Raw genomic sequence first — 19,914 nt, 5'->3', positions numbered from 1 at the left:
GCCACATTAGTCGACGACGCCGTCGTCGGAGTGCTTTGCAGTTGGCTTGCCAGGCTTGCGCTTTCGGTCACCGTCTGCTGCGCCGGCAGCGCCGGCGCCAGTTGCGTGGCGGCCGCGTTGGAGGCCTCCGCCTGGGCGTAGGAATCGCTGCTGCCGACCAACGTCTGCACCAACTGCGCATGGAACGCCTCCGCGCGCGCGGCGATCTGCTGGTATTGCTGGCCGTACGCGGCGAACAGCGCCGCGGTGCGCACGGATACCGCGTCCGCGGCCGGCGGGAACACCGCGGTCGTCGGGGTGGCCGCCGCCCCGTCGGCGACGGCGATCGCCGAACCGATTCCCTGCAGGTCGCCGGCGGCCGCTGCGAGCGTGTCCGGGGCCGTGATCACGAACGACATCGCGCGGCCGCCCGACTAACCGACCACCGGCCGCACCACCGCGGCGGAGCGCTGCGCCTCGCCCGCCGGGGTGAGGCCGGCCAGGCCCCGCCCGCCCGCGCTCACCGGGGGCTTGAACGGCACCCTCGGCACACCGGATGCGACCTGGCTCACACCGGGGGTCGGCAACCCGGCGACCGGAGTCGCCGGCGCGGGCGCCTGCACCTCGGTGGCCCAGCTCGGCGGAACCGACAGCGGCCCAACGGAACCCGCCCTGCCCGCATCCGCCAGCACCGCCGGAGCGGCCAGCTGCGCCGACGGCGGCGCCCCCATCGCCGAGCCTGCTGACGCCAGAACCGAGCCCATCGACGGCATGCCGCCGACGGCGCCGCTCATCAGCGGGTTGGCGCCGCCCATGAACTGGCCCAGGACCTGGCTCACGAGCATGCTGATGGGCTGCATGGCGAATTCGCCGGACATCGACAGCATCTCCAGCGGCGAGAGCCCGGACGCCGACGACGGGGAGAGCCCGAACGACTGGAACAGCGACGACATCAGCTGCGCGTCCGACATGGCCGATTGCGCCTGGGTCGCCACCGACGCCGCGGCGGTCGGGACGCTGTCAACGGCCTGAGGCGTCCCACCGAGGCCGTCGGGCGGTTCGGCGAAGGACGTCAACTGCGCGGCCGCCGCCAGCGTGCCGGCATCGTAGGTGGTCATCGCGGTGGCGTCCTGGGCCCACATCTCGGCGTAATGCGCCTCGGTGGCCATGATCGCCGGGGTGTTCTGGCCGAAGAAGTTCGTCGAGACCAACGCCATCAATTGAGCGCGGTTGGCCGCGATCACGGGCGGCGGCACCGTCATCGCGAACGCGGCCTCGTAGGCGGCGGCCGCCGCCATCGCCTGGGTCGACACTTGCTCGGCCTGCGCCGCGGTGGCCGCCAGCCAGGTGACGAACGGGCTGGCCGCGGCCGCCATCGCGACGGCCGACGGACCCAGCCACGGCCCGCTCGTCAGCGCCGAGACGACCGTGGCGTACGACGACGCGGCCCAGCCCAACTCGGCGGCCAGCCCGGCCCAGGCGGCCGCAGCGGCCAGCATCGACCCCGAACCCGGACCGGCATACATCAGTCCGGAATTGATCTCGGGCGGCAACAGCCCAAAATCCGGCACCATCCCGACCCTCCTCAGCCAGGGCGGCGGCCGCCGTTACCGCAACTGGGTGGCCACGCTGTCCGTCGCATCCGAATCAACGGTGTGAGCAATGTAACGATGAAGTGTGTAGCAAGGGGTCGATTTACGGGCCTAGGGCCAATCGGCCCTTTGTGCGTCCCATGGTGGGAAGACTCGTCTCCGGCCCCCACTAGACTGGATCGACAACGGTTGAAGGAGATCAGCAGTGGATACCGCCGCTTCACCCAACGGCAGCGGACGAACGGGAACAGCGCGCGTCAAGCGCGGCATGGCCGAGATGCTCAAGGGCGGCGTCATCATGGACGTCGTCACCCCGGAGCAGGCCCGCATCGCGGAGGCCGCCGGCGCCGTCGCCGTGATGGCGCTGGAACGGGTGCCCGCCGACATCCGCGCCCAGGGCGGCGTGTCCCGGATGAGCGACCCCGACATGATCGAGGGCATCATCGCCGCGGTCACCATCCCGGTGATGGCCAAGGCCCGCATCGGGCACTTCGTCGAGGCGCAGATCCTGCAGAGCCTCGGCGTGGACTACGTCGACGAGTCCGAGGTGCTGACCCCCGCCGACTACACCCACCACATCGACAAGTGGAAGTTCACCGTCCCGTTCGTCTGCGGCGCGACCAACCTGGGCGAGGCCCTGCGGCGCATCAGCGAGGGCGCGGCCATGATCCGGTCCAAGGGCGAGGCCGGCACGGGAGACGTCTCCAACGCGACCACGCACATGCGGGCCATCGGCGGCGAGATCCGCCGGCTGACCTCGCTGTCGGAAGACGAATTGTACGTTGCCGCAAAGGAATTGCAGGCGCCCTACGACCTCGTCGTGGAGGTGGCCCGGGCCGGCAAGCTGCCCGTCACCCTGTTCACCGCGGGCGGCATCGCGACCCCCGCCGACGCGGCGATGATGATGCAGCTCGGCGCCGAGGGCGTCTTCGTCGGCTCCGGCATCTTCAAGTCGGGCGACCCGGCGCAGCGCGCCGCCGCCATCGTCAAGGCCACCACCTTCTACGACGACCCCGACGTGCTGGCCAAGGTGTCGCGCGGCCTGGGCGAGCCCATGGTGGGCATCAACGTCGAGCAGATTGCGCAGCCCCACCGGCTGGCCGAGCGCGGCTGGTAAGAACAGTCCGTGGCGATCGAAGAGATCCTTGATCTCGAGCAACTCGAGGTCAACATCTACCGCGGGCGCGTGTTCAGCCCGGAGTCCGGATATTTCCAGCGCACCTTCGGCGGCCACGTCGCCGGCCAGTCGCTGGTGTCGGCGGTGCGGACCGTCGACCCGCGCTACCAGGTGCACTCGCTGCACGGGTATTTCCTGCGGCCCGGGGACGCCAACGAGCCCACGGTTTTCATCGTGGAGCGCACCCGCGACGGCGGCTCGTTCGCCACGCGGCGGGTCAACGCGATCCAGCACGGGGAAATCATCTTCAGCATGGGTGCGTCCTTCCAGACCGACCAGGAGGGCATCCACCACCAGGACGCGATGCCCGCCGCGCCGCCCCCCGACGGGCTGCCCGGCCTGGACTCGATCAAGGTGTTCGACGACGCCGGGTTCAAGCAGTTCGAGGAGTGGGACGTCTGCATCGTGCCCCGCGACCAACTGCGGCTATCGCCCGGCAAGGCCTCCCAGCAGCAGGTGTGGTTCCGCCACCGCGACCCGCTCCCGGACGATCCGGTGCTGCACATCTGCGCGCTGGCCTACATGAGCGACCTGACCCTGTTGGGATCCGCGCAGGTCAACCACCTCGACGTCCGCGAGCATCTGCAGGTGGCGTCGCTGGACCACGCGATGTGGTTCATGCGGGCGTTCCGGGCCGACGAGTGGCTGCTCTACGACCAGTCGTCGCCGTCGGCCAGCGGCGGCCGCTCCCTGTGCCAGGGCAAGATCTTCACCCAGTCCGGCCAGATGGTGGCGGCGGTCATGCAGGAGGGGCTGACCCGCTTCCAGCGCGGATTCCAGCCTACCGGGCAGTGAGCGCGCCGCGCATCGGCGTGCTGGCGCTCCAGGGTGACACCCGCGAGCACCTGGCTGCGCTGCGCGAGGCCGGGGCGGAATCGATGCCGGTGCGGCGCCGCGGCGAGCTGGAGAAGGTGGACGGGCTGGTCATCCCCGGCGGGGAGTCCACCACGATGAGCCACCTGCTGCTCGACCTCGACCTGCTCGAGCCGCTGCGCGGGCTGCTGGCCCACGGGCTGCCCGCCTACGGCGCGTGCGCCGGCATGATCCTGCTGGCCAGCGAGATCCTCGACGCCGGCGCGGGCGGCCGGGAGGCGCTGCCGCTGAGGGCGATCGATATGACCGTGCGGCGCAACGCGTTTGGGCGACAGGTCGATTCGTTCGAGGGGGACATCCCGTTCGCCGGTCTGGACGGCCCGGTGCGCGCGGTGTTCATCCGGGCTCCCTGGGTCGAGCGGGCCGGCGCCGGCGTGCGGGTGCTCGCCGAGGCGCAGGGGCACACGGTGGCGGTGCGGCAGGGCAGGAATCTGGCCACGGCGTTTCATCCCGAGATGACCGGAGACCGGCGCGTCCACCAGCTCTTCGTGGACATCGTCAACGGCATCGCCTGACTGCCCGGCCCGCCTGACCGCCACGCTGGCTTGACGTTCGGCGGCGACTGCCACGCTGGCGTGACGCTCGGCAGCGGGCGGTGCCCCCCAGTTCGGCCGCGACTGCCACGCTGGCTTGACGTTCGGCGGCGACGGCCACGCCCCGCCTGGACGGCCACGCTGGCGTGACGTTCGGCGGCGACGGCCACGCTGGCGTGACGCTCGGCGACGTGCGGCGGGCACGCTGGCGTGTCCCCCGCAAGCGGGCGGTGCCCCCAGCTCGGCGGCGACTGCCACGCTGGCTTGACGTTCGGCGACGACGGCCACGCTGGCGTGACACTCGCAGGCGGGCGGTGCCCCAGCTCGGCCGCGACGGCCACGCTGGCGTGACGTTCGGCCGCGATGGCCACGCTGGCGTGTCCCCCGCAAGCGGGCGGTGCCCCCAGCTCGGCGGCGACGGCCACGCTGGCTTGACGTTCGGCGGCGACGGCCACGCTGGCGTGACGCTCGGCGACGTGCGGCGGGCACGTAGACTCGTCTGGCGAACTTTCGAAGACAGAAGAGGTAAGAGACACCGATGAGCGGCCATTCCAAGTGGGCCACCACCAAGCATCAGAAGGCCGTCAAGGACGCGCGCCGAGGCAAGGAATTCGCCCGGCTGATCAAGAACATCGAGGTCGCCGCCCGCACCGGCGGCGGGGACCCGGCGGGCAACCCGACGCTCTATGACGCCATCCAGAAGGCCAAGAAGACCTCGGTGCCCAACGACAACATCGAGCGCGCCCGCAAGCGCGGCGCGGGCGAGGAAGCCGGCGGCGCCGACTACCAGACGATCATGTACGAGGGCTACGGGCCCAACGGCGTGGCCGTGCTGATCGAGTGCCTGACCGACAACCGCAACCGCGCGGCCGGCGAGGTCCGGGTGGCGGTGACCCGCAACGGCGGCAACATGGCCGACCCGGGCTCCGTGTCGTATCTGTTCACCCGCAAGGGCGTCGTCACGCTGGAAAAGAACGGCCTGACCGAAGACGACGTGCTGATGGCGGTGCTCGACGCGGGCGCCGAGGACGTCAACGACCTGGGCGAGAGCTTCGAGATCATCTCGGAGCCAACCGATCTGGTGGCCGTCCGAACGGCCCTGCAGGACGCCGGCATCGACTACGAGTCCGCCGAGGCCAGCTTCCAGCCGTCGGTCAGCGTGCCGGTGGACGTCGACGGCGCCCGGAAGGTGTTCAAGCTCGTCGAGGCGCTCGAGGACAGCGACGACGTGCAGAACGTCTGGACCAACGTCGACCTGTCCGACGACGTGCTGGCCGCCCTCGACGAGGACTGACGCAAGCCTAGTCGTCGATCGCAAGCGCGGCGTGCAGCGCCGGGCGCTGGGGGCACCTCCCGCTTGCGGGGGACGGGTCGGCGACCATCGGAGCTAGTCGTACCCGTGCCGCATGTCCTCGACGATGCGCGGATTGTCCAGCGTCGAGGGTTCCAGCGGGCGCGGCCGGGTGTCGTCCGGAAACACCGTGGCGGCGTCCAGGACGTGCTGGTTGAGGAAGCGCAGCGGGGGCGCGTCGGCCGGCACGGTGGGGGTGGGCGCGCCACCCCCGCGGCGCGCCAGCGCGAAACCCCAGTCGCCGAACGTCGGCACGTAGACGTGGTACGGCGTGACCGCATAGCCGGCGGCGCGGATCGACGAGGCGGTGCGCCAGAACGCGGTCTGCGTCGAGAACGGGCTGCCCGCCTGCACGACCATCAGCCCGCCGGGGGCGAGCGCGTGCCCGACGAGCGCGTAGAACTCGGTCGAGTACAGCCGCCCCAGGACCGGGGTGTCGGGGTCGGGCAGGTCGACGATCACGGCATCGAAGCCCCCGGCCGGGACGACGTCGGGGTGCGGTGCGCGCAGCCAGCGCATCGCGTCGTCGATCACCACCTCGACCCGCGGGCTGTCCAGCGAACCGCCGTTGGCCCTGCGCATCGTGGTGCGCGCCAGCTGGATCACCGCCGGGTCGAGCTCCACCTGCACGATCCGGTCGATACCGGGCCGGCGCAGCAGTTCGCGGGCCACCAGCCCGTCGCCGCCGCCGAGGACCAGCACGGAGCGCGCGCCGGCCCCGAGCGCGGGGTAGACGAGGCTCTCGGTGTATCGGTATTCGTCCCGGGTGGAAAACTGCAGCCCCCCGTCGAGGTAGAGGCGCATGTCGTTGCCCCGCTGGGTGACGACGATCTCCTGGTAGGCCGAGTGCTGGTAGGCGATGATCGGGTCGGCGTAGAGCCGCTGCCGGCTCGTGGTCTCGATGTCGGCCGACCGGGCCAGCAGCGTGCCCAGCAGGGCCAGCGCGGCGGCGAGGGCGCACAACGCCGTCGCCAGCTGCCGGGCCGACACGACCCCGCGCAGCACGAACAGCGCCACGACGGCCGCGGCCAGCAGATTGACGATGCCGGTGGCGGCCGCGCCGCGGATCATGCCCAGCTGCGGCAGCAGCAGGAACGGCCACACCAGCCCGCCCAGCAGCGCCCCGAGGTAATCGGCCGCGTTGAGGTTGGCCAGCGTCCGGCCGGTGTCGGGCGCCGCGCCACTGCGGCCGCGCTGCAGCATGGTCATCAGCAGCGGCACCTCGGCGCCGACCAGCCCGCCGATCAGGGCCGTCCCCAGCGCCAGCATCCACATCGACTCGTCGTCGATGAAGGCGAACACCGTGTAGAGCGCCGCGGCGGACAACCCGCCGACGATGCTCAGCAGCACCTCCACCGCGACGAACGCGATGGCCGCGTGCCCCAGCAGCGGCTTGACCAGCAGGGCGCCCAACCCGAGCGCGGCGATGTAGCCCGCGACGATCAGCGAGGTGGCGACGATGCCGCCGCCGTCGAGGCTCGCCGCCAGTGTCAGCAGCGCGAGTTCGTAGATGATGCCCGACGCCGCGCACGCCGCGACGGCGGCCAGCAGCACGGCCCGCCAGCGCACCGACGGTTCCGCGGGCCGGCTCACGTCCGACCCGGGCAACCCCACTGCGGTCATGACACGGCGGCGGCCGTGACGCACCCCACCGCGAGCAGGATCAGCGCCACGGCGAACGATCCGGGATGCAGCTCGGGCTCGCCGATGTGTTCGTGGAAGCTGCCCGGTATCAGCAGGTGCATGGCCAGCATCGCTATCCCGAGCAGGATCACCCCCATCAGCCCGTACACCGCCACGCCGACCAGCCCCTGGCCCAGCTGGCTGTAGCTGTTGGCGATCGCGCTGACGATGACCACGGTCAGGGCGATGTACATCGCGCCCGCGACGATGACGGCGTTGGGGCGGCGGTCGATGAACACCAGCCGGCGCAGATTCCCGGGGGTCAGCACGTCGACCGCGTAGAACCCGACGAGGAGTACGGCCATGCCGACACAGAAGTACAGGATCGTCGCGACTGCGCCTTTCAGGACCGGATTGAGGTCGACGGTGCCGATCTCGACGGCGAGGTACATGGTTTTCTCCTTCTGTGGTGGGCCGTCACTTGGTTCCGCCGGGGCCGCCGGGACTGCCGCCGGAACCGCCCGAGGGCGAGCCGGGGGTGAATCCGGGGCCGAGGAAGACGAAGGCGCCGTGGCTGTATCCGGCGTTCAGGCTTTCCAGCCGAATGCTGCAGGGCCGGTTGCCGTCGGGGCCGACGATCACGATGTTGTTGCTGTAGCGCAGGTACTCGCTGGCGCCGTTGGCGGCGCGCGCCTGGGGCCCCTGGTACTCGGCCAGCGTGTCGGCGACGTCGTCCGCCGGCCCGCTGCACTCGTAACGCGTCCCGTTCGCGTCGCGGGAGTACTCGTGATAGTGACCGGCGATGTAGGACCCGATGTTCTTGTGCAGCAACATAATTCCGGGCACCAGGCAGGCGACGGCGGCGACGGCCAGCGCACCGGCGACCACGAACAGGCGGTTGCGGCTCACGGGTGCCACCGGCTCGCCGTGTGGACCACCTCGCCGCCGGACCCGCCGGACCCGCCGGAGCCAAAAGCGTTGCGGGGATACAGGTGCCAGGTCCGCCAGTGCCATCCCGGGCCGTCGGGTTCGGCGGCCAACGCGGTCAGCGCGGCGTCGTCGCCGGGGAAAGAGCCACCGAGCCAACCGTTTTCCCGCGCGCACCGCTCACGCAGGTCGCGCGCCATGCGGCGGAAGGATCCCTCGTCGTACGTGTCGATCCAGGATTCCAGCGAGTAGCCGTCGGCGGCCGTGCGTTCCGGCAGGGCGCCCCCGAAGCCGCGCGCGGTGCACGAGACCTCCTCGGAGAACCGCCCCGCGGCGTGCTCGACCGTGACGACGTGCGACGCGCCGAGCACCCCGAGCGACAGGGCGCCGCCGTCGGGGTGGTGCAGGAGGCAGGTCGCCAGCGGTGGCGGCGCCGGCGCGTTGAGCGCGAGCCCGAGCCTTCGCCCGGACACGTCCGAAGGAGCCACGGCGAGCTGATGAAGCGGCACCGGCGCGCTCCTAAGCGGAGGAGGGCGGGGGCGCCGGATAGACGGTCAGTTCGCCGGTGAGCACGGGCTTTCCGGTCGAGACCTCCCACGGCATGCCCGGCGCCCAGCGCTCGAAGGAGAGCAGCACGGACTCGTCGGAGTTGGCGCAGTCGACGAATTCCATCTCGCCGCCCGCGGGCAGGCCCGTGGTGCCCTCGGTGGTGAACGAGGCGCGACCGCGCTCGGACTCGTGAAACGTCACCCCGTCGACGACGTACTGGTCGCCCGGCTGCAGCCGGACGTCCTTGCGGCTGACCCACATCGCCAGCTCGAGGCGCCCGTCGTCCTCCTCGACGCTGAACCAGATCGGCTGGTCGCCGCCCTCCAGCAGGTGCTCCCACCACACGAACGGGCCCTCGCGGTACGTCACCGAGCCCCGCACCACATAGTCGACCCCGCCATAGCTGACGATGGCCCCGGGCCCGAGCTGGCGGGGGCCGAACTCCGGCATCGCGTTGAACGAGAGCGGGTCCTGGCGTCCCCGCGGGGGTCCCGGCTGCTTGGGGCGCCGCAAAGCGATGACGAGCACAACGATGGACGCGATGAACAGCACGATCGCGATAATGACCAGCAGTGATCCCACGCGAACCCTTCCGTTGCCACCTTGCTTGAGCGAACGTCGGCTAAAGCTAACAGCTTTTGTGAGCATTCGGCGCTGTAACCTCGCGACCGCGAATCGGCGGCGCCGCCGCGTGTCCTCCGCGAACCGGTCGGTCGCGCCCGCTAGGGTATCGAACAGCTGTTCTACAGGTGGGAGCGGGCAAATGCGCGTGATGGGCGTCGATCCCGGGCTGACCCGTTGCGGACTGTCGGTCGTGGAAAGCGGGCGCGGGCGCAGCGTGGTCGCGCTGGACGTCGATGTGGTGCGGACCCCGTCGGACGCGCCGCTGGCCAAGAGGTTGCTGGCCATCAGCGACGCCGTCGAGCATTGGCTGGCCACGCACCAGCCGGACGTGGTCGCCATCGAGCGGGTGTTCTCCCAGCTGAACGTCTCGACCGTGATGGGCACCGCGCAGGCCGGCGGGGTGGTGGCCCTGGCGGCGGCCAAGCGCGGCGTCGACGTGCACTTCCACACCCCGAGCGAGGTCAAGGCCGCGGTGACCGGCAACGGCGCCGCGGACAAGGCGCAGGTCACCGCGATGGTCACCAAAATCCTTGCGCTGCAAGCCAAACCGACGCCGGCCGACGCCGCCGACGCGCTGGCCCTGGCGATCTGTCATTGCTGGCGGGCGCCGATGATCGCCCGGCTGGCCGCGGCCGAGACGCTGGCCGCGCGACAGCGCAACGCGTACCTGGCCAAGCTGAAGGCCGCACGATGATCGCTTCGGTGCGCGGCGAGGTGCTCGGGGTGGCGCTCGATCATGCCGTGATCGAGGCCGCCGGCGTCGGCTACCGGGTGAACGCGACACCGTCGACCCTGGCGACGCTGCGCACCGGGACCGAGGCCCGGCTGATCACCGCGATGGTGGTGCGCGAGGACTCGATGACGCTGTACGGGTTCACCGACGCCGAAACCCGCGACCTCTTCCTGACGCTGCTGACGGTGTCGGGCGTCGGGCCCCGGCTGGCGATGGCGACGCTGGCGGTGCACGACGCCGCGGCGTTGCGGCAGGTGCTGCACGACGGCGACGTCACCGCGCTGACCCGGGTGCCCGGGATCGGCAAGCGCGGCGCCGAGCGGATGGTGCTCGAGCTGCGCGACAAGGTGGGCGCCGCCGCGGCGGCCGGGGGAGCGTCGGTGGTCAACGGGCACGCGGTGCGCGGCCCGGTGGTGGAGGCGCTGGTCGGGCTGGGTTTCGCCGTCAAGCAGGCCGAAGAGGCCACCGACAAGGTGTTGGCCACCGAGCAGGACGCGACGACGTCCGGCGCCCTGCGCGCCGCGCTGTCGCTGCTGGGTAAGTCCAAATGATGGACGACGCCGAACGCGAATTGTCTCCGGCGCTGGCCGTCGGCGAGGGCGACATCGACGTCAGCCTGCGGCCGCGTTCCCTGCGGGAGTTCATCGGCCAGCCGCGGGTGCGCGAACAGCTCCAGCTGGTGATCGAGGGCGCCAAGAACCGCGGCGGCACACCGGACCACATCCTGCTGTCGGGTCCCCCCGGGCTGGGCAAGACGTCGCTGGCCATGATCATCGCCGCCGAGCTCGGCTCGTCGCTGCGGGTGACGTCCGGTCCCGCCCTCGAGCGCGCCGGTGACCTGGCGGCGATGCTGTCCAACCTGGTCGAGCACGACGTGCTGTTCATCGACGAGATCCACCGCATCGCCCGCCCCGCCGAGGAAATGCTGTACCTGGCGATGGAGGACTTCCGCGTCGACGTGGTGGTCGGCAAGGGCCCCGGCGCGACCTCGATCCCCCTGGAGGTCGCCCCCTTCACCCTGGTCGGCGCCACCACCCGGTCCGGCGCCCTGACCGGCCCGCTGCGCGACCGGTTCGGCTTCACCGCGCACATGGACTTCTACGAGCCCGCCGAGCTGGAGCTCGTGCTGGCCCGCTCCGCCGGCATCCTGGGCATCGAGTTGGGCGCCGAAGCCGCCGAGGAGATCGCCCGCCGCTCGCGCGGCACCCCGCGCATCGCCAACCGGCTGCTGCGCCGGGTCCGGGACTTCGCCGAGGTCCGCGCCGACGGGGTGATCACCCGGGACGTGGCCAAGTCCGCGCTCGCGGTCTACGACGTCGACGAACTCGGCCTGGACCGGCTTGACCGTGCGGTGCTGACGGCGCTGACCCGCAGCTTCGGCGGCGGCCCGGTGGGGGTGTCGACGCTCGCGGTGGCCGTGGGCGAGGAGGCCACCACCGTCGAGGAGGTGTGCGAGCCCTTCCTGGTGCGCGCCGGGATGGTCGCGCGCACGCCGCGCGGCCGGGTGGCCACCGCGCAGGCGTGGACGCATCTGGGCATGAGCCCGCCGGCGAGCGCCACCGGGCTGGGCCAGGCGGGCCTGTTCGACTAGCGGTGAGCCGCCCGGCGCGGTGCGCCAATTGCGGCCGAATCGTGACCTTTCCGCCGAGCCGGCGCGCGCACCGTCGCCGGCCTGCCCAAACTGCGCGACAGGCCCGGCGCCACGCCGCACAGCAAACGCGCGGCGGGGCCCGCGGCCGGTTATTCGGGTGCGCCGCAGGGTAACCAGCCTCACAGCAGCGATACCTGTTGAAGGAGATTCTGATGAGGACCAAGCGCAACGACTACGAACGCCCTCGCGCGCTGTACATGCCGCGCACCCGCGGCGCGCTGACCGGGCTACTGCTGATCCTGTTGGGTGCCTGGGGCGCGCTGGTGCCGTTCTTCGGCCCGAACATCGATTGGGCATACGCGGGCGGGCCTGCCTGGACCTGGACCGCGGCCAAAGCGTGGCTGGAGGTGCTTCCCGGGGCCGTGACGGTGGCGGGCGGCCTGCTGGTGCTGTTGTCCGGCAATCGCGCCAACGCCGTGCTGGGCGGCTGGCTGGCCGTCGCCGGCGGCGCCTGGTTCGTGGTCGGTCAGGCGTTCGCGCCGACGCTGGGCGTCGGCGACCGCGGCCTCCCGGTGGCCTCGACGGACCTGAAACGCGCCCTGCTCGAGGTCACCTACTTCACCGGCCTGGGTGCGCTGATCGTTTTCCTGGGCGGGGCCGCGGTGGCCCGGTTGGCGGTCCGGCACGCGCGCGACGTGGTGGCGAGCGAACCGGCGCCGGTGGCGGCGGACGCCGCGCCGGCGGGTGAACCGGCCATGTACGACGAGACGCACGGCGCGACGCATGCGCGCACGGACCGGGAGGCGGCCGAGCCGGAGCACCGCGGGCGCGGCCTGTTCCACCGGCGCCACCACGCCGGCGTCTAGGGACTGATAACGCGGCAGGCGCCGGTAGCCCCTCGGCTACCGGCGCCGTTTCGCGTTGAGGGGCGGCCGCAGATCGGTAGAGTCCACCGCGCAGGCCTCGACCGACCAGGGGGAGCGATGATCATCGCCGGACTGGTATTCGCCGCGCTGGCGGCGTTATTGCACGTCTACATCTTCGTGATGGAATCGTTGACCTGGACCTCGGCGCGCACCCGCGCCACGTTCGGGACCACGGCCGAGGAAGCCGAGACCACCAAGCTGCTGGCCTTCAACCAGGGCTTCTACAACCTGTTCCTGGCGGTCGTCAGCGCCATCGGTATCGCCGCTATTGTCATGCGCCACAACGCGGTTGGCGCCGCACTGGTTTTCGCCGGCGTGGGGTCGATGGCCGCGGCCGCGGTGGTGCTGCTGTTGTCGGCGCCGGAGAAGGCGCGGGCCGCGGTGACGCAGGGCGCCTTTCCGGCGATCGCGATCGTGCTGCTGCTGCTCGGCCTCCGCTAGTAACACCAGCCTCACCAGTCACAACCGCCACCGGCGGGGGTGGCTTTCGCCCGCCGCATGGGTTACGAGTGGAAACCGCCGGGTACCCATCTCCGGCCGGAAATAGGCCCGGTATTCAACGAGGGGAAATCATGAAATACGCAGAAGACGGCCAACCCCGCGGGCTGAGCATGCCGCGCTCGCGTGGCGCGGTCAGCGGATTGCTCCTGGTCATCCTGGGAGCTTGGGGGGCGTTAATACCGTTTGTCGGACCGCGCTTCAATTTCGCCTACACACCCGACCGGGCGTGGGCGTGGAGTTCGGCGCGAGGGTGGCTCGAGGTCCTGCCGGGAGCCGCCACCGTGCTGGGCGGTCTGTTGTTGATCGTCGCGGGCAACCGCGTGGCGGCGATGCTGGGCGGCTGGCTGGCGGTGCTGGCCGGCGCGTGGTTCGTCGTCGGTGGTCAGGTCGCCCCGCTGCTGGGGATCGGCTCCGCCGGTGACCCGGTCGCCGCCACCGAGCGCAAGCGCGCGGTGCTCGAAGTCACCTATTTCTCCGGACTGGGTGCGCTGATCGTCTTCGTCGGCGGCGTGGTGCTGGCCCGCACGGCCGTGCGCCTGGCGCGCGACGTCCAGCCCCTGGCGCCGGCAGAAGCCGCGGCCGCGCCGGCCGTCGAACCGTACCGGGAGCCGGCGTACGAACCGGCCGAGGTGTCCTCCGGCGCGCTGACCAAGCCGCGTACGGCCGCCGACCCGCAGCAGAAGCGCGGGTGGCGCCGTCACCGCCCGGCGTCGGGCGCCAACGCCGCGTACCTGCGCTGGCCGCATCCTCAGCAGTAGCCCGGCGCACAACCAACGGCAATCGCCCAGTCCCGACGGGACTGGGCGATTGCCGTCTTGCCGTTACAGCAGGCCGAGCAGCTGCAGGTCGGTGGCGTACTTGACGATGATCGGCGGCGAGACGTGGGGAATGTCTTTGTCCGGGCCGATTTTCGCCTCCTGCACCGCGGCGCGGAAGCGGTCGGTCGGTGCCATCGATCCGTTGATCGGCTTCTCGGGCTGCTGGTAGTTGTGCAGCAGCGGCAGCAGCGAGTACTGGCGCTGCCGCTCCGGCAGGCCCCGCATGGTGCCCTCGAACCGCCGCAGCCATTCGCCGTAGTCGGCGATGCGCTGGATCCGGTGGCCGGCGTCGATCAGCCAGTCGACGTACTCGTCGAGGCCGATGCCGTCGTCGTACGGGTTCATCACGTGGTAGGTCTGGAAGCCGTCCCCGCGGGGGGCGTTGTCCAGCACCTGCGTGCCCAGCGTGGAGATCGCCGCGGCGATGAACTCGACCGGCAGGCCGTCGTAGTGCGAACGCTGCCGGTTGCCGTCGGCGTCCAGTTCGTAGAACGAACCGGGCGCGACACCGGTGGCGACCAGGCTCAGCATCAGCCGGGTGAACATGTCCGGCAGGTTGAGCTGGCCGGCGTAGGTGGTGTCGGCCAGGATCATGTCGCAGCGGAACACCGCGACCGGCAAACCACACAGGTCGTGCGCCTCGCGCAGCAGCACCTCGCCGGCCCACTTGCTGTTGCCGTAGCCGTTGGCGTAGTTGTCGTTGACCGCGCGGGTCGCGCTGACCTGCCGGATGTCGGCGTCCTCGACGAACTGGCCGGGCGTGATCTGGTCACCGACGCCGATCGTCGACACGTAGGTGTACGGCTTCAGCTTGGTTGTGAGCGCGATCCGGATGAGTTCGGCGGTGCCCAGCGCGTTGGGACCGAACAGCTCGCTGTACGGCAGCACGTGGTTGACCAGGGCGGCGGGGTCGACGATTAGGTCGACCGTGTCGGCCAGCCGCTGCCAGGTCTGCTGGTCCAACCCCAGGTTGGGCTCGCCCTTGTCGCCGGCGATGACCTCGAGGTGGTCGGCGGCCAGTTCCCGGTAGTGCGCCAGGAGCTTGGGGTCTCCACTGTCGAAGGTCCGGTCCAGCCGGGCGCGCGCCTCGTCGTCGGACTTGGCCCGCACCAGTGCGATCACCCTGCCGTCCACCAGGTCCATCCGCTCGAGCCACTCGAGCGCCAGGTAGCGGCCCAGGAAACCGGTCGCGCCGGTCAGCAGCACCGTGCGCACCTCGGCGGTGGGCTTGGGCAGGCTGGGCGCGGCGGCCAGCGTCTCGGCCTCGAGGAACTTGTCCAGGGTGAGGTCGGCGGCGCGCACCTCGGTCGCGTCGCGGCCGTGGACGGCCGCGAACGTGGGCCGCTTGCTGCCCCGGCGCTCACCCTCGATGTAGTCGGCGATGGCCTGCAGGTCGCTGGCCGGGCTGACGATGACGCCCACCGGGACGTCGATGTCGAAGATCTCGCGCAGCAGGTTGCCGAACGTCAACGCCGACAGCGAGTCCCCACCCAGATCGGTGAAGTGCGCGTCGGGCGTCAGCTCGGTGGCGGCGGTGCCCAGCATCGCGGCCGCGGCCCGGCTGACGGTCTGCAGCACCGGCGCGTCGGCGCCGTTGCGGCGCAGCTCGGCCAGCTCGTTGGCCTGGCCCTCGGCGAGCTCGGCGTAGAGCTGCTCGAGGCGCTCGCCGTAGTGCTGCTTGAGCTTCGGCCACGCCAGCTTGCGGATCCCGGTCAGCAGACCGTTCTCCAGGCTGAACGGGGTGGTCTCGATGAGGAAGTCGCGCGGCACCTCGTAGGACTGCAGGCCGGCCTGGCGGGCGACGTTCTGCAGCGAGTCGGCGATCTTGCCCTTGAGCGCCTCGGAGTCCCAGCGCCCCAAGGCTTCCTGGGTCGGCACGACGACGGCCAGCAGGTAGGGCTGGGAGCTGTTGCCGTAGACGTAGATCTGGCGGACCAGCGGGCTGTTGCCGAACTCGGCCTCCAGCTTGGCCAGGGTCACGAACTCGCCCTGCGCCAGCTTCAGCACGTTGTTGCGGCGGTCGACGTAGACCAGCTTGTCGGGTGCCACCTCGGCGAACACGTCGCCGGTCCGGTAGTAGCCGTCCTCGTCGAACACGTTGGCGGTGATCTCGGCCCGCTTGTAGTAGCCGGGGAACATGTTCTCGGTCCGCAGCAACAGCTCACCGCGCGGGTGGGGCCGGTCCGTCCCGAAGTAGCCCAGGTCCGGCACGTCGACCAGCTTGTAGTCGATCACCGGCGGGCGCTGGATCTCGCCGTCGAAGAGCACCATCCCGGCCTCGGTGGAGCCGTAGCCGTCCATCAGGTGCATCTGCAGCAGGGACTCCACCCAGTTGCGCAGCTCCGGGGAGGTGGGCGCCGAGCCCGTCATCGCGAAGATGAACCGCCCGCCCAGCAGGTACTCGCGCTGCTCGGCCAGGACCTCGGCTTCGACCGCGGCGCGGTCGCCACCCTCGGACAGCCGCCGCGCGACCTGGCGCTGGAACTCGCCGAACAGGGTCTCCCAGATGCGGGGGACGAAGTTCAGCTCGGTGGGGCGCACCAGCTCGAGGTCCTCGAGCAGCGTCGAGAGGTCGCTCTTGGCCGCGAAATAGGCCGTGCCGCCGTTGCCCAGGGTGCCGTACAGGATGCCGCGGCCCATGACGTGGCTCATCGGCATGAAGTTCAGGGTGATCGACGCGGCACTCTCGCCGAACCAGTTCCGGCTGCCGCGGCGCCAGATCTTGCCGACGTTGCTCTGCGGGTACATCGCGCCCTTGGGCGCGCCGGTGCTGCCGGAGGTGTAGATCAGCAGCGCGAGCGGGTCGGGCTCATCGCCGGCCGGGAGTTCCGTGTCGGGCAGCGCCTTGCCGCGCTCGAGCACCTCGGCGAGCGTCTCGACGACCACGCCGGTGTCCGCGAGCCGCGTGCGGGCGGTTTCGACGGCCTCGCGCTCGTCGTCCACCTCGGGGTGGTAGTCGAACACGACCAGCTTGGCGGGCCGCTGGCCGGTGAGGATCAGCTCCACCGCGTCGGGCAGCTGGTTCGCGCTGGCCGCGATCACGGTGGGCTCCGTCTCGGCCACGATCGGCTGCAGCGACGTCAGCGACGCGCTGGTCTGCAGCGGGACCGACACCGCGCTGATCGTGGCCAGCGCCATGTCGATCGTGGCGTAGTCGACGCTGTTGAAGCCCAGGATGCAGACCCGGTCACCGACGCGCACCTCGTCGTGGGCCCATGCGCGGCCCAGCGCACCGACCCGGTCGCCGAGATCGCGGTAGGTGAGGGTCTCGAAGCGGGGGAGTAGCTCGAGCGTGGTGCGACCGCTCGCCGAGTCCGCGACGAACTCCACCGCCCGGTGCGCCAGCGCGGGCCGGTCCGCATACCCCGCGAGCACGGTCCGGATCACCTGCGGGAGCCGCAGTCCGGGCTTCTCGAGGGCCGCCTCGATCGCCGGGTCCGGTCGGGCCGCGGCGAACTGCGGGTCGTTGGCGGTCAGTTCCTCGATGCGGCGCTCGAGCCGCTCGTCGTGATCGATGGTCGACATAAACAAGTCCCTCGCAATGAAAGTTAGTGAGTCATTTAGCGCCACTGCGCTGACGGTTAGAACGTTAGCTAAAGTAACGGTATTCCACCACGGACGGGCCGCGGCGGGGGTTGTGAGATTGGCCACGTGTCGGGGGGAGTCCCCAGGTCCTACAGGTCGCCGAGCAGCCCGCCCAGAATGTCGAGCCCCTCGTTGAGCAGCTCGTCGCCGATGGTCAGCGGCGGCAACAGCCGGATGATGTTGCCGAACATCCCGCAGGTCAACACGACGACACCGGCCGCGTGCGCCGCGGTGGACAGCTTCTGAGTCAGCTCGCGATCGGGTTCGGCCGTTCCGGACTTCACCAACTCGATGGCGATCATGGCGCCGCGGCCGCGCACATCGCCGATCCGGTCATCGCCGGCCTGCAGCCGCAACAAGGGTTCGGTGATCAGCCGTTCCAATTGCCTGGCCCGTTCGATCAGGCCGTCACTTTCGATCGTGCCAATGGTGGCCAATGCTGCCGCACAAGCGATTGGGTTGCCGCCGAATGTGCCGCCCAAACCGCCGACATGGGATGCATCCATGATCTGCGCCCGGCCGGTGACCGCCGACAGCGGCAGCCCGTCGGCGATGCCCTTGGCGGTGCAGATGAGGTCCGGCTCCAGACCATTCGGGCCCTCGTGCTCGCAGGCGAACATCGCGCCGGTGCGCGCGAACCCGGTCTGCACCTCGTCGGCGATGAACACCACGTCGTTCTTCCGGCACCAGTCGAGCAGGGCGGGCAGGAAGCCCTCGGCGGGCACGATGAATCCGCCCTCGCCGGCGATCGGTTCGATGATGACGGCGGCGAGGCTGTCCGCGCCGACTTGGCTCTCGATCACGTCGATCGCGCGGGCCGCGGCCTTTTCCCCGTCGGTGGCCAGCTCCTTGTCGAGCAGCCCGTCCCGGTAGGGGTAGGACACCGGCGCCCGGTACACCTCCGGCGCGAACGGGCCGAAGCCGCTCTTGTACGGCTTGGACTTGGCGGTCAGCGCCATCGCCAGGTTGGTCCGGCCGTGGTAGGCGTGGTTGAACGCCACGACGGCGGGTTTGCGGGTGTACGACCGCGCGATCTTGACGGCGTTCTCGACGGCCTCGGCGCCGGAGTTGAACAGCACCGAGCGCTTCTCGCCCGATCCCGGCGTGATCCGGTTGAGCTCCTCGGCCACGGCGACGTACTGCTCGTACGGCACGACCATGAAGCAGGTGTGGGTGAACTCGGCCACCTGCGCGCGCACGGCTTCCACCACCCGGGGAGAGGAGTTGCCGACGGTGGTCACCGCGATGCCGGACGCCAGGTCGATGAGCCGGTTGCCGTCGACGTCCTCGATGATGCCGCCGAAGGCGCGCGCGACGAACACGGGCAACGACACGTTCACCCCGTGCGACACCGCCGCGGCGCGCCGCTTGGTCAGCTCCAGCGAAGCGGGACCGGGGATTTCGGTGACCAGCTGGCGTGTCTGCTCGAGGCCGGCCACGATTTTCTCCTCACCGCGCGCGCCTTTCGCGTCGCCACTCAAGCCTATCGGGCCCGGCGGCGGCGGTCCTCCACGCACGCGGCGCTCGGATGCTACCTGCGGCAATGGCACACTGGCCGATACGAGGTGCGCGGCCCGCGGGGTCGCCTGGCGCCGAGCGAAAAGAAATGCCCGAAGACCACTACGAAAAGACAGGCCTTTTGATGGAGAGTTTGATCCTGTTCCTGCCGTTCCTGCTCATCATGGGTGGGTTCATGTACTTCGCGTCGCGGCGCCAGAAGCGCGCGATGCAGGCCACCATCGACCTGCACGAGTCGTTGCAGCCGGGCGATCGCGTGCACACGACGTCGGGCCTTCAGGCGACGGTCGTCGCGATCACCGACGACACCATCGACCTGGAGATCGCGCCCGGCGTGGTGACCACCTGGATGAAGCTCGCCATCCGCGACCGGATCCTGCCCGACGACGAAGACCTGGCCGACGACGACCTGGCCGACGAAGACGGCGCCGACGACATGGCGGCATCCGACGAGGGCCGGCTCACCAAGGATTCCTGACCGGGATTCCTGACCGCTTGCGCAGCGGGCGGGGGCGCGACACTAGGCTCTGTCCGGGGTACGAACCGATACTCGAGGAGATAGAAGGAACGTGGCATCGTCTTCGGCGCCGGTGCACCCTGCCCGCTACCTGTCGGTTTTCTTGCTGCTGCTCGTCGGCGTCTACCTGCTGGTCTTCCTGACCGGGGACAAGCGCGCAGCGCCCAAGCTCGGCATCGACCTGCAGGGCGGCACCCGCGTCACGTTGACGGCCCGCACCCCGGACGGCTCGCGCCCGAGCCGCGACGCGCTGGCGCAGGCGCAGCAGATCATCAGCGCGCGGGTCAACGGGCTGGGCGTCTCCGGGTCGGAGGTCGTGGTCGACGGCGACAACCTGGTGATCACCGTCCCCGGAAACGACGGCAACGAGGCCCGCAACCTGGGACAGACCGCCCGGCTCTACATCCGGCCCGTGCTCAACTCGATGCCCGCGCAGGCGGTCCAGCCCAAGCCCGCGCCGCAGGCGCCCCCGCCGTCGGGCCAGCCCGCACCGCCGC

Annotated in this window: 20 protein-coding genes and 1 pseudogene; 12 read left to right on the top strand and 9 right to left on the bottom strand. The window is 70.7% G+C overall.

The features are described from left to right. Together HMPREF0591_RS27370 and HMPREF0591_RS27365 are read right to left on the bottom strand one after the other, a co-directional pair. A partial coding sequence (locus tag HMPREF0591_RS27370; protein ID WP_007172027.1) for a PE family protein occupies positions 1-398 on the bottom strand: 398 nt, incomplete at its 3' end. Positions 399-413: 15 nt separating this feature from the next. Next, the gene (locus HMPREF0591_RS27365) at positions 414-1,553 is read right to left on the bottom strand and encodes a PPE family protein (RefSeq protein ID WP_007172026.1); all 1,140 of its coding nucleotides are present in this window, start codon (positions 1,551-1,553) and stop codon (positions 414-416) included. Between the two features lie 286 nt (positions 1,554-1,839). Between HMPREF0591_RS27365 and pdxS the strand changes: the two genes are divergently transcribed. From pdxS to HMPREF0591_RS27345, 4 genes are all read left to right on the top strand, one after another. Continuing rightward, positions 1,840-2,688, top strand: coding sequence for a pyridoxal 5'-phosphate synthase lyase subunit PdxS (gene pdxS / locus HMPREF0591_RS27360; RefSeq protein WP_244168593.1), 849 nt, complete (start codon positions 1,840-1,842; stop codon positions 2,686-2,688). 9 nt (positions 2,689-2,697) lie between these two features. Beyond that, positions 2,698-3,543 (top strand): acyl-CoA thioesterase II, encoded by an 846-nt coding sequence (gene tesB / locus HMPREF0591_RS27355; RefSeq protein ID WP_007172024.1) that lies wholly within the window; start codon positions 2,698-2,700, stop codon positions 3,541-3,543. Continuing rightward, positions 3,540-4,136, top strand: coding sequence for a pyridoxal 5'-phosphate synthase glutaminase subunit PdxT (gene pdxT, locus HMPREF0591_RS27350; RefSeq protein ID WP_007172023.1), 597 nt, complete (start codon positions 3,540-3,542; stop codon positions 4,134-4,136). The genes tesB and pdxT overlap by 4 nt, the downstream gene beginning before the upstream one ends. A 556-nt stretch (positions 4,137-4,692) precedes the next feature. Then, positions 4,693-5,448: a YebC/PmpR family DNA-binding transcriptional regulator gene (locus HMPREF0591_RS27345; RefSeq protein WP_007172022.1), complete on the top strand. Its 756-nt coding sequence runs from the start codon at positions 4,693-4,695 to the stop codon at positions 5,446-5,448. Positions 5,449-5,541: 93 nt separating this feature from the next. Here the strand turns inward: HMPREF0591_RS27345 and HMPREF0591_RS27340 are convergent, their stop codons facing one another. Genes HMPREF0591_RS27340 through HMPREF0591_RS27320 form a run of 5 tightly spaced genes read right to left on the bottom strand, consistent with a single transcriptional unit; the run spans position 5,542 to position 9,186 of the window. Further along, entirely contained in the window at positions 5,542-7,128 is a 1,587-nt protein-coding gene (locus tag HMPREF0591_RS27340) for a polyamine aminopropyltransferase (protein ID WP_007172021.1), read from the bottom strand. Next, positions 7,125-7,580, bottom strand: a complete 456-nt coding sequence (locus HMPREF0591_RS27335; RefSeq protein WP_007172020.1) for a DUF350 domain-containing protein — start codon at positions 7,578-7,580, stop codon at positions 7,125-7,127. Before HMPREF0591_RS27335 ends, HMPREF0591_RS27340 begins: the two co-directional genes overlap by 4 nt. 25 nt (positions 7,581-7,605) lie before the next feature. Then, a complete protein-coding gene (locus HMPREF0591_RS27330; protein ID WP_007172019.1) occupies positions 7,606-8,037 on the bottom strand; it encodes a DUF4247 domain-containing protein in 432 nt (143 codons plus the stop codon). Next, positions 8,034-8,564, bottom strand: coding sequence for a DUF2617 family protein (locus HMPREF0591_RS27325; RefSeq protein ID WP_007172018.1), 531 nt, complete (start codon positions 8,562-8,564; stop codon positions 8,034-8,036). Before HMPREF0591_RS27325 ends, HMPREF0591_RS27330 begins: the two co-directional genes overlap by 4 nt. 10 nt (positions 8,565-8,574) lie before the next feature. Further along, positions 8,575-9,186 (bottom strand): DUF4178 domain-containing protein, encoded by a 612-nt coding sequence (locus HMPREF0591_RS27320; protein ID WP_007172017.1) that lies wholly within the window; start codon positions 9,184-9,186, stop codon positions 8,575-8,577. 181 nt (positions 9,187-9,367) lie between these two features. Here HMPREF0591_RS27320 and ruvC point away from each other — a divergent pair, with 181 nt between their 5' ends. The 6 genes from ruvC (at position 9,368) to HMPREF0591_RS27290 (ending at position 13,737) form a co-directional block, all read left to right on the top strand. Continuing rightward, positions 9,368-9,922, top strand: a complete 555-nt coding sequence (gene ruvC / locus HMPREF0591_RS27315) for a crossover junction endodeoxyribonuclease RuvC (RefSeq protein WP_007172016.1) — start codon at positions 9,368-9,370, stop codon at positions 9,920-9,922. Then, positions 9,919-10,512 (top strand): Holliday junction branch migration protein RuvA, encoded by a 594-nt coding sequence (gene ruvA, locus HMPREF0591_RS27310; protein WP_007172015.1) that lies wholly within the window; start codon positions 9,919-9,921, stop codon positions 10,510-10,512. Before ruvC ends, ruvA begins: the two co-directional genes overlap by 4 nt. After that, positions 10,509-11,552 (top strand): Holliday junction branch migration DNA helicase RuvB, encoded by a 1,044-nt coding sequence (gene ruvB / locus HMPREF0591_RS27305; protein WP_007172014.1) that lies wholly within the window; start codon positions 10,509-10,511, stop codon positions 11,550-11,552. The genes ruvA and ruvB overlap by 4 nt, the downstream gene beginning before the upstream one ends. Positions 11,553-11,764: 212 nt before the next feature. Next, a complete protein-coding gene (locus tag HMPREF0591_RS27300) occupies positions 11,765-12,418 on the top strand; it encodes a hypothetical protein (RefSeq protein ID WP_040624166.1) in 654 nt (217 codons plus the stop codon). Between the two features lie 117 nt (positions 12,419-12,535). Next, positions 12,536-12,919: a DUF1304 domain-containing protein gene (locus HMPREF0591_RS27295; RefSeq protein ID WP_007172012.1), complete on the top strand. Its 384-nt coding sequence runs from the start codon at positions 12,536-12,538 to the stop codon at positions 12,917-12,919. Positions 12,920-13,050: 131 nt separating this feature from the next. Beyond that, entirely contained in the window at positions 13,051-13,737 is a 687-nt protein-coding gene (locus tag HMPREF0591_RS27290; RefSeq protein ID WP_007172011.1) for a hypothetical protein, read from the top strand. A 63-nt stretch (positions 13,738-13,800) separates the two neighbouring features. Here HMPREF0591_RS27290 and car read toward each other — a convergent pair whose 3' ends face one another. Together car and gabT are read right to left on the bottom strand one after the other, a co-directional pair. Then, positions 13,801-17,322: a carboxylic acid reductase gene (gene car / locus HMPREF0591_RS27285; protein ID WP_007172010.1), complete on the bottom strand. Its 3,522-nt coding sequence runs from the start codon at positions 17,320-17,322 to the stop codon at positions 13,801-13,803. Positions 17,323-17,471: 149 nt separating this feature from the next. Then, positions 17,472-18,821, bottom strand: a complete 1,350-nt coding sequence (gene gabT / locus HMPREF0591_RS27280; RefSeq protein ID WP_040624232.1) for a 4-aminobutyrate--2-oxoglutarate transaminase — start codon at positions 18,819-18,821, stop codon at positions 17,472-17,474. A 203-nt stretch (positions 18,822-19,024) separates the two neighbouring features. Between gabT and yajC the strand changes: the two genes are divergently transcribed. Together yajC and HMPREF0591_RS27270 are read left to right on the top strand one after the other, a co-directional pair. Further along, positions 19,025-19,378, top strand: coding sequence for a preprotein translocase subunit YajC (gene yajC / locus HMPREF0591_RS27275; protein WP_040624230.1), 354 nt, complete (start codon positions 19,025-19,027; stop codon positions 19,376-19,378). Positions 19,379-19,469: 91 nt separating this feature from the next. Then, positions 19,470-19,914: pseudogene (locus HMPREF0591_RS27270) on the top strand (protein translocase subunit SecD); the annotation flags it as partial.

Source organism: Mycobacterium parascrofulaceum ATCC BAA-614, from assembly GCF_000164135.1.
In the GTDB taxonomy this organism is placed as follows: domain Bacteria; phylum Actinomycetota; class Actinomycetes; order Mycobacteriales; family Mycobacteriaceae; genus Mycobacterium; species Mycobacterium parascrofulaceum.
Note: the sequence above shows the minus strand (reverse complement) of the source record. Positions and strands in the feature narration are given on the sequence as shown.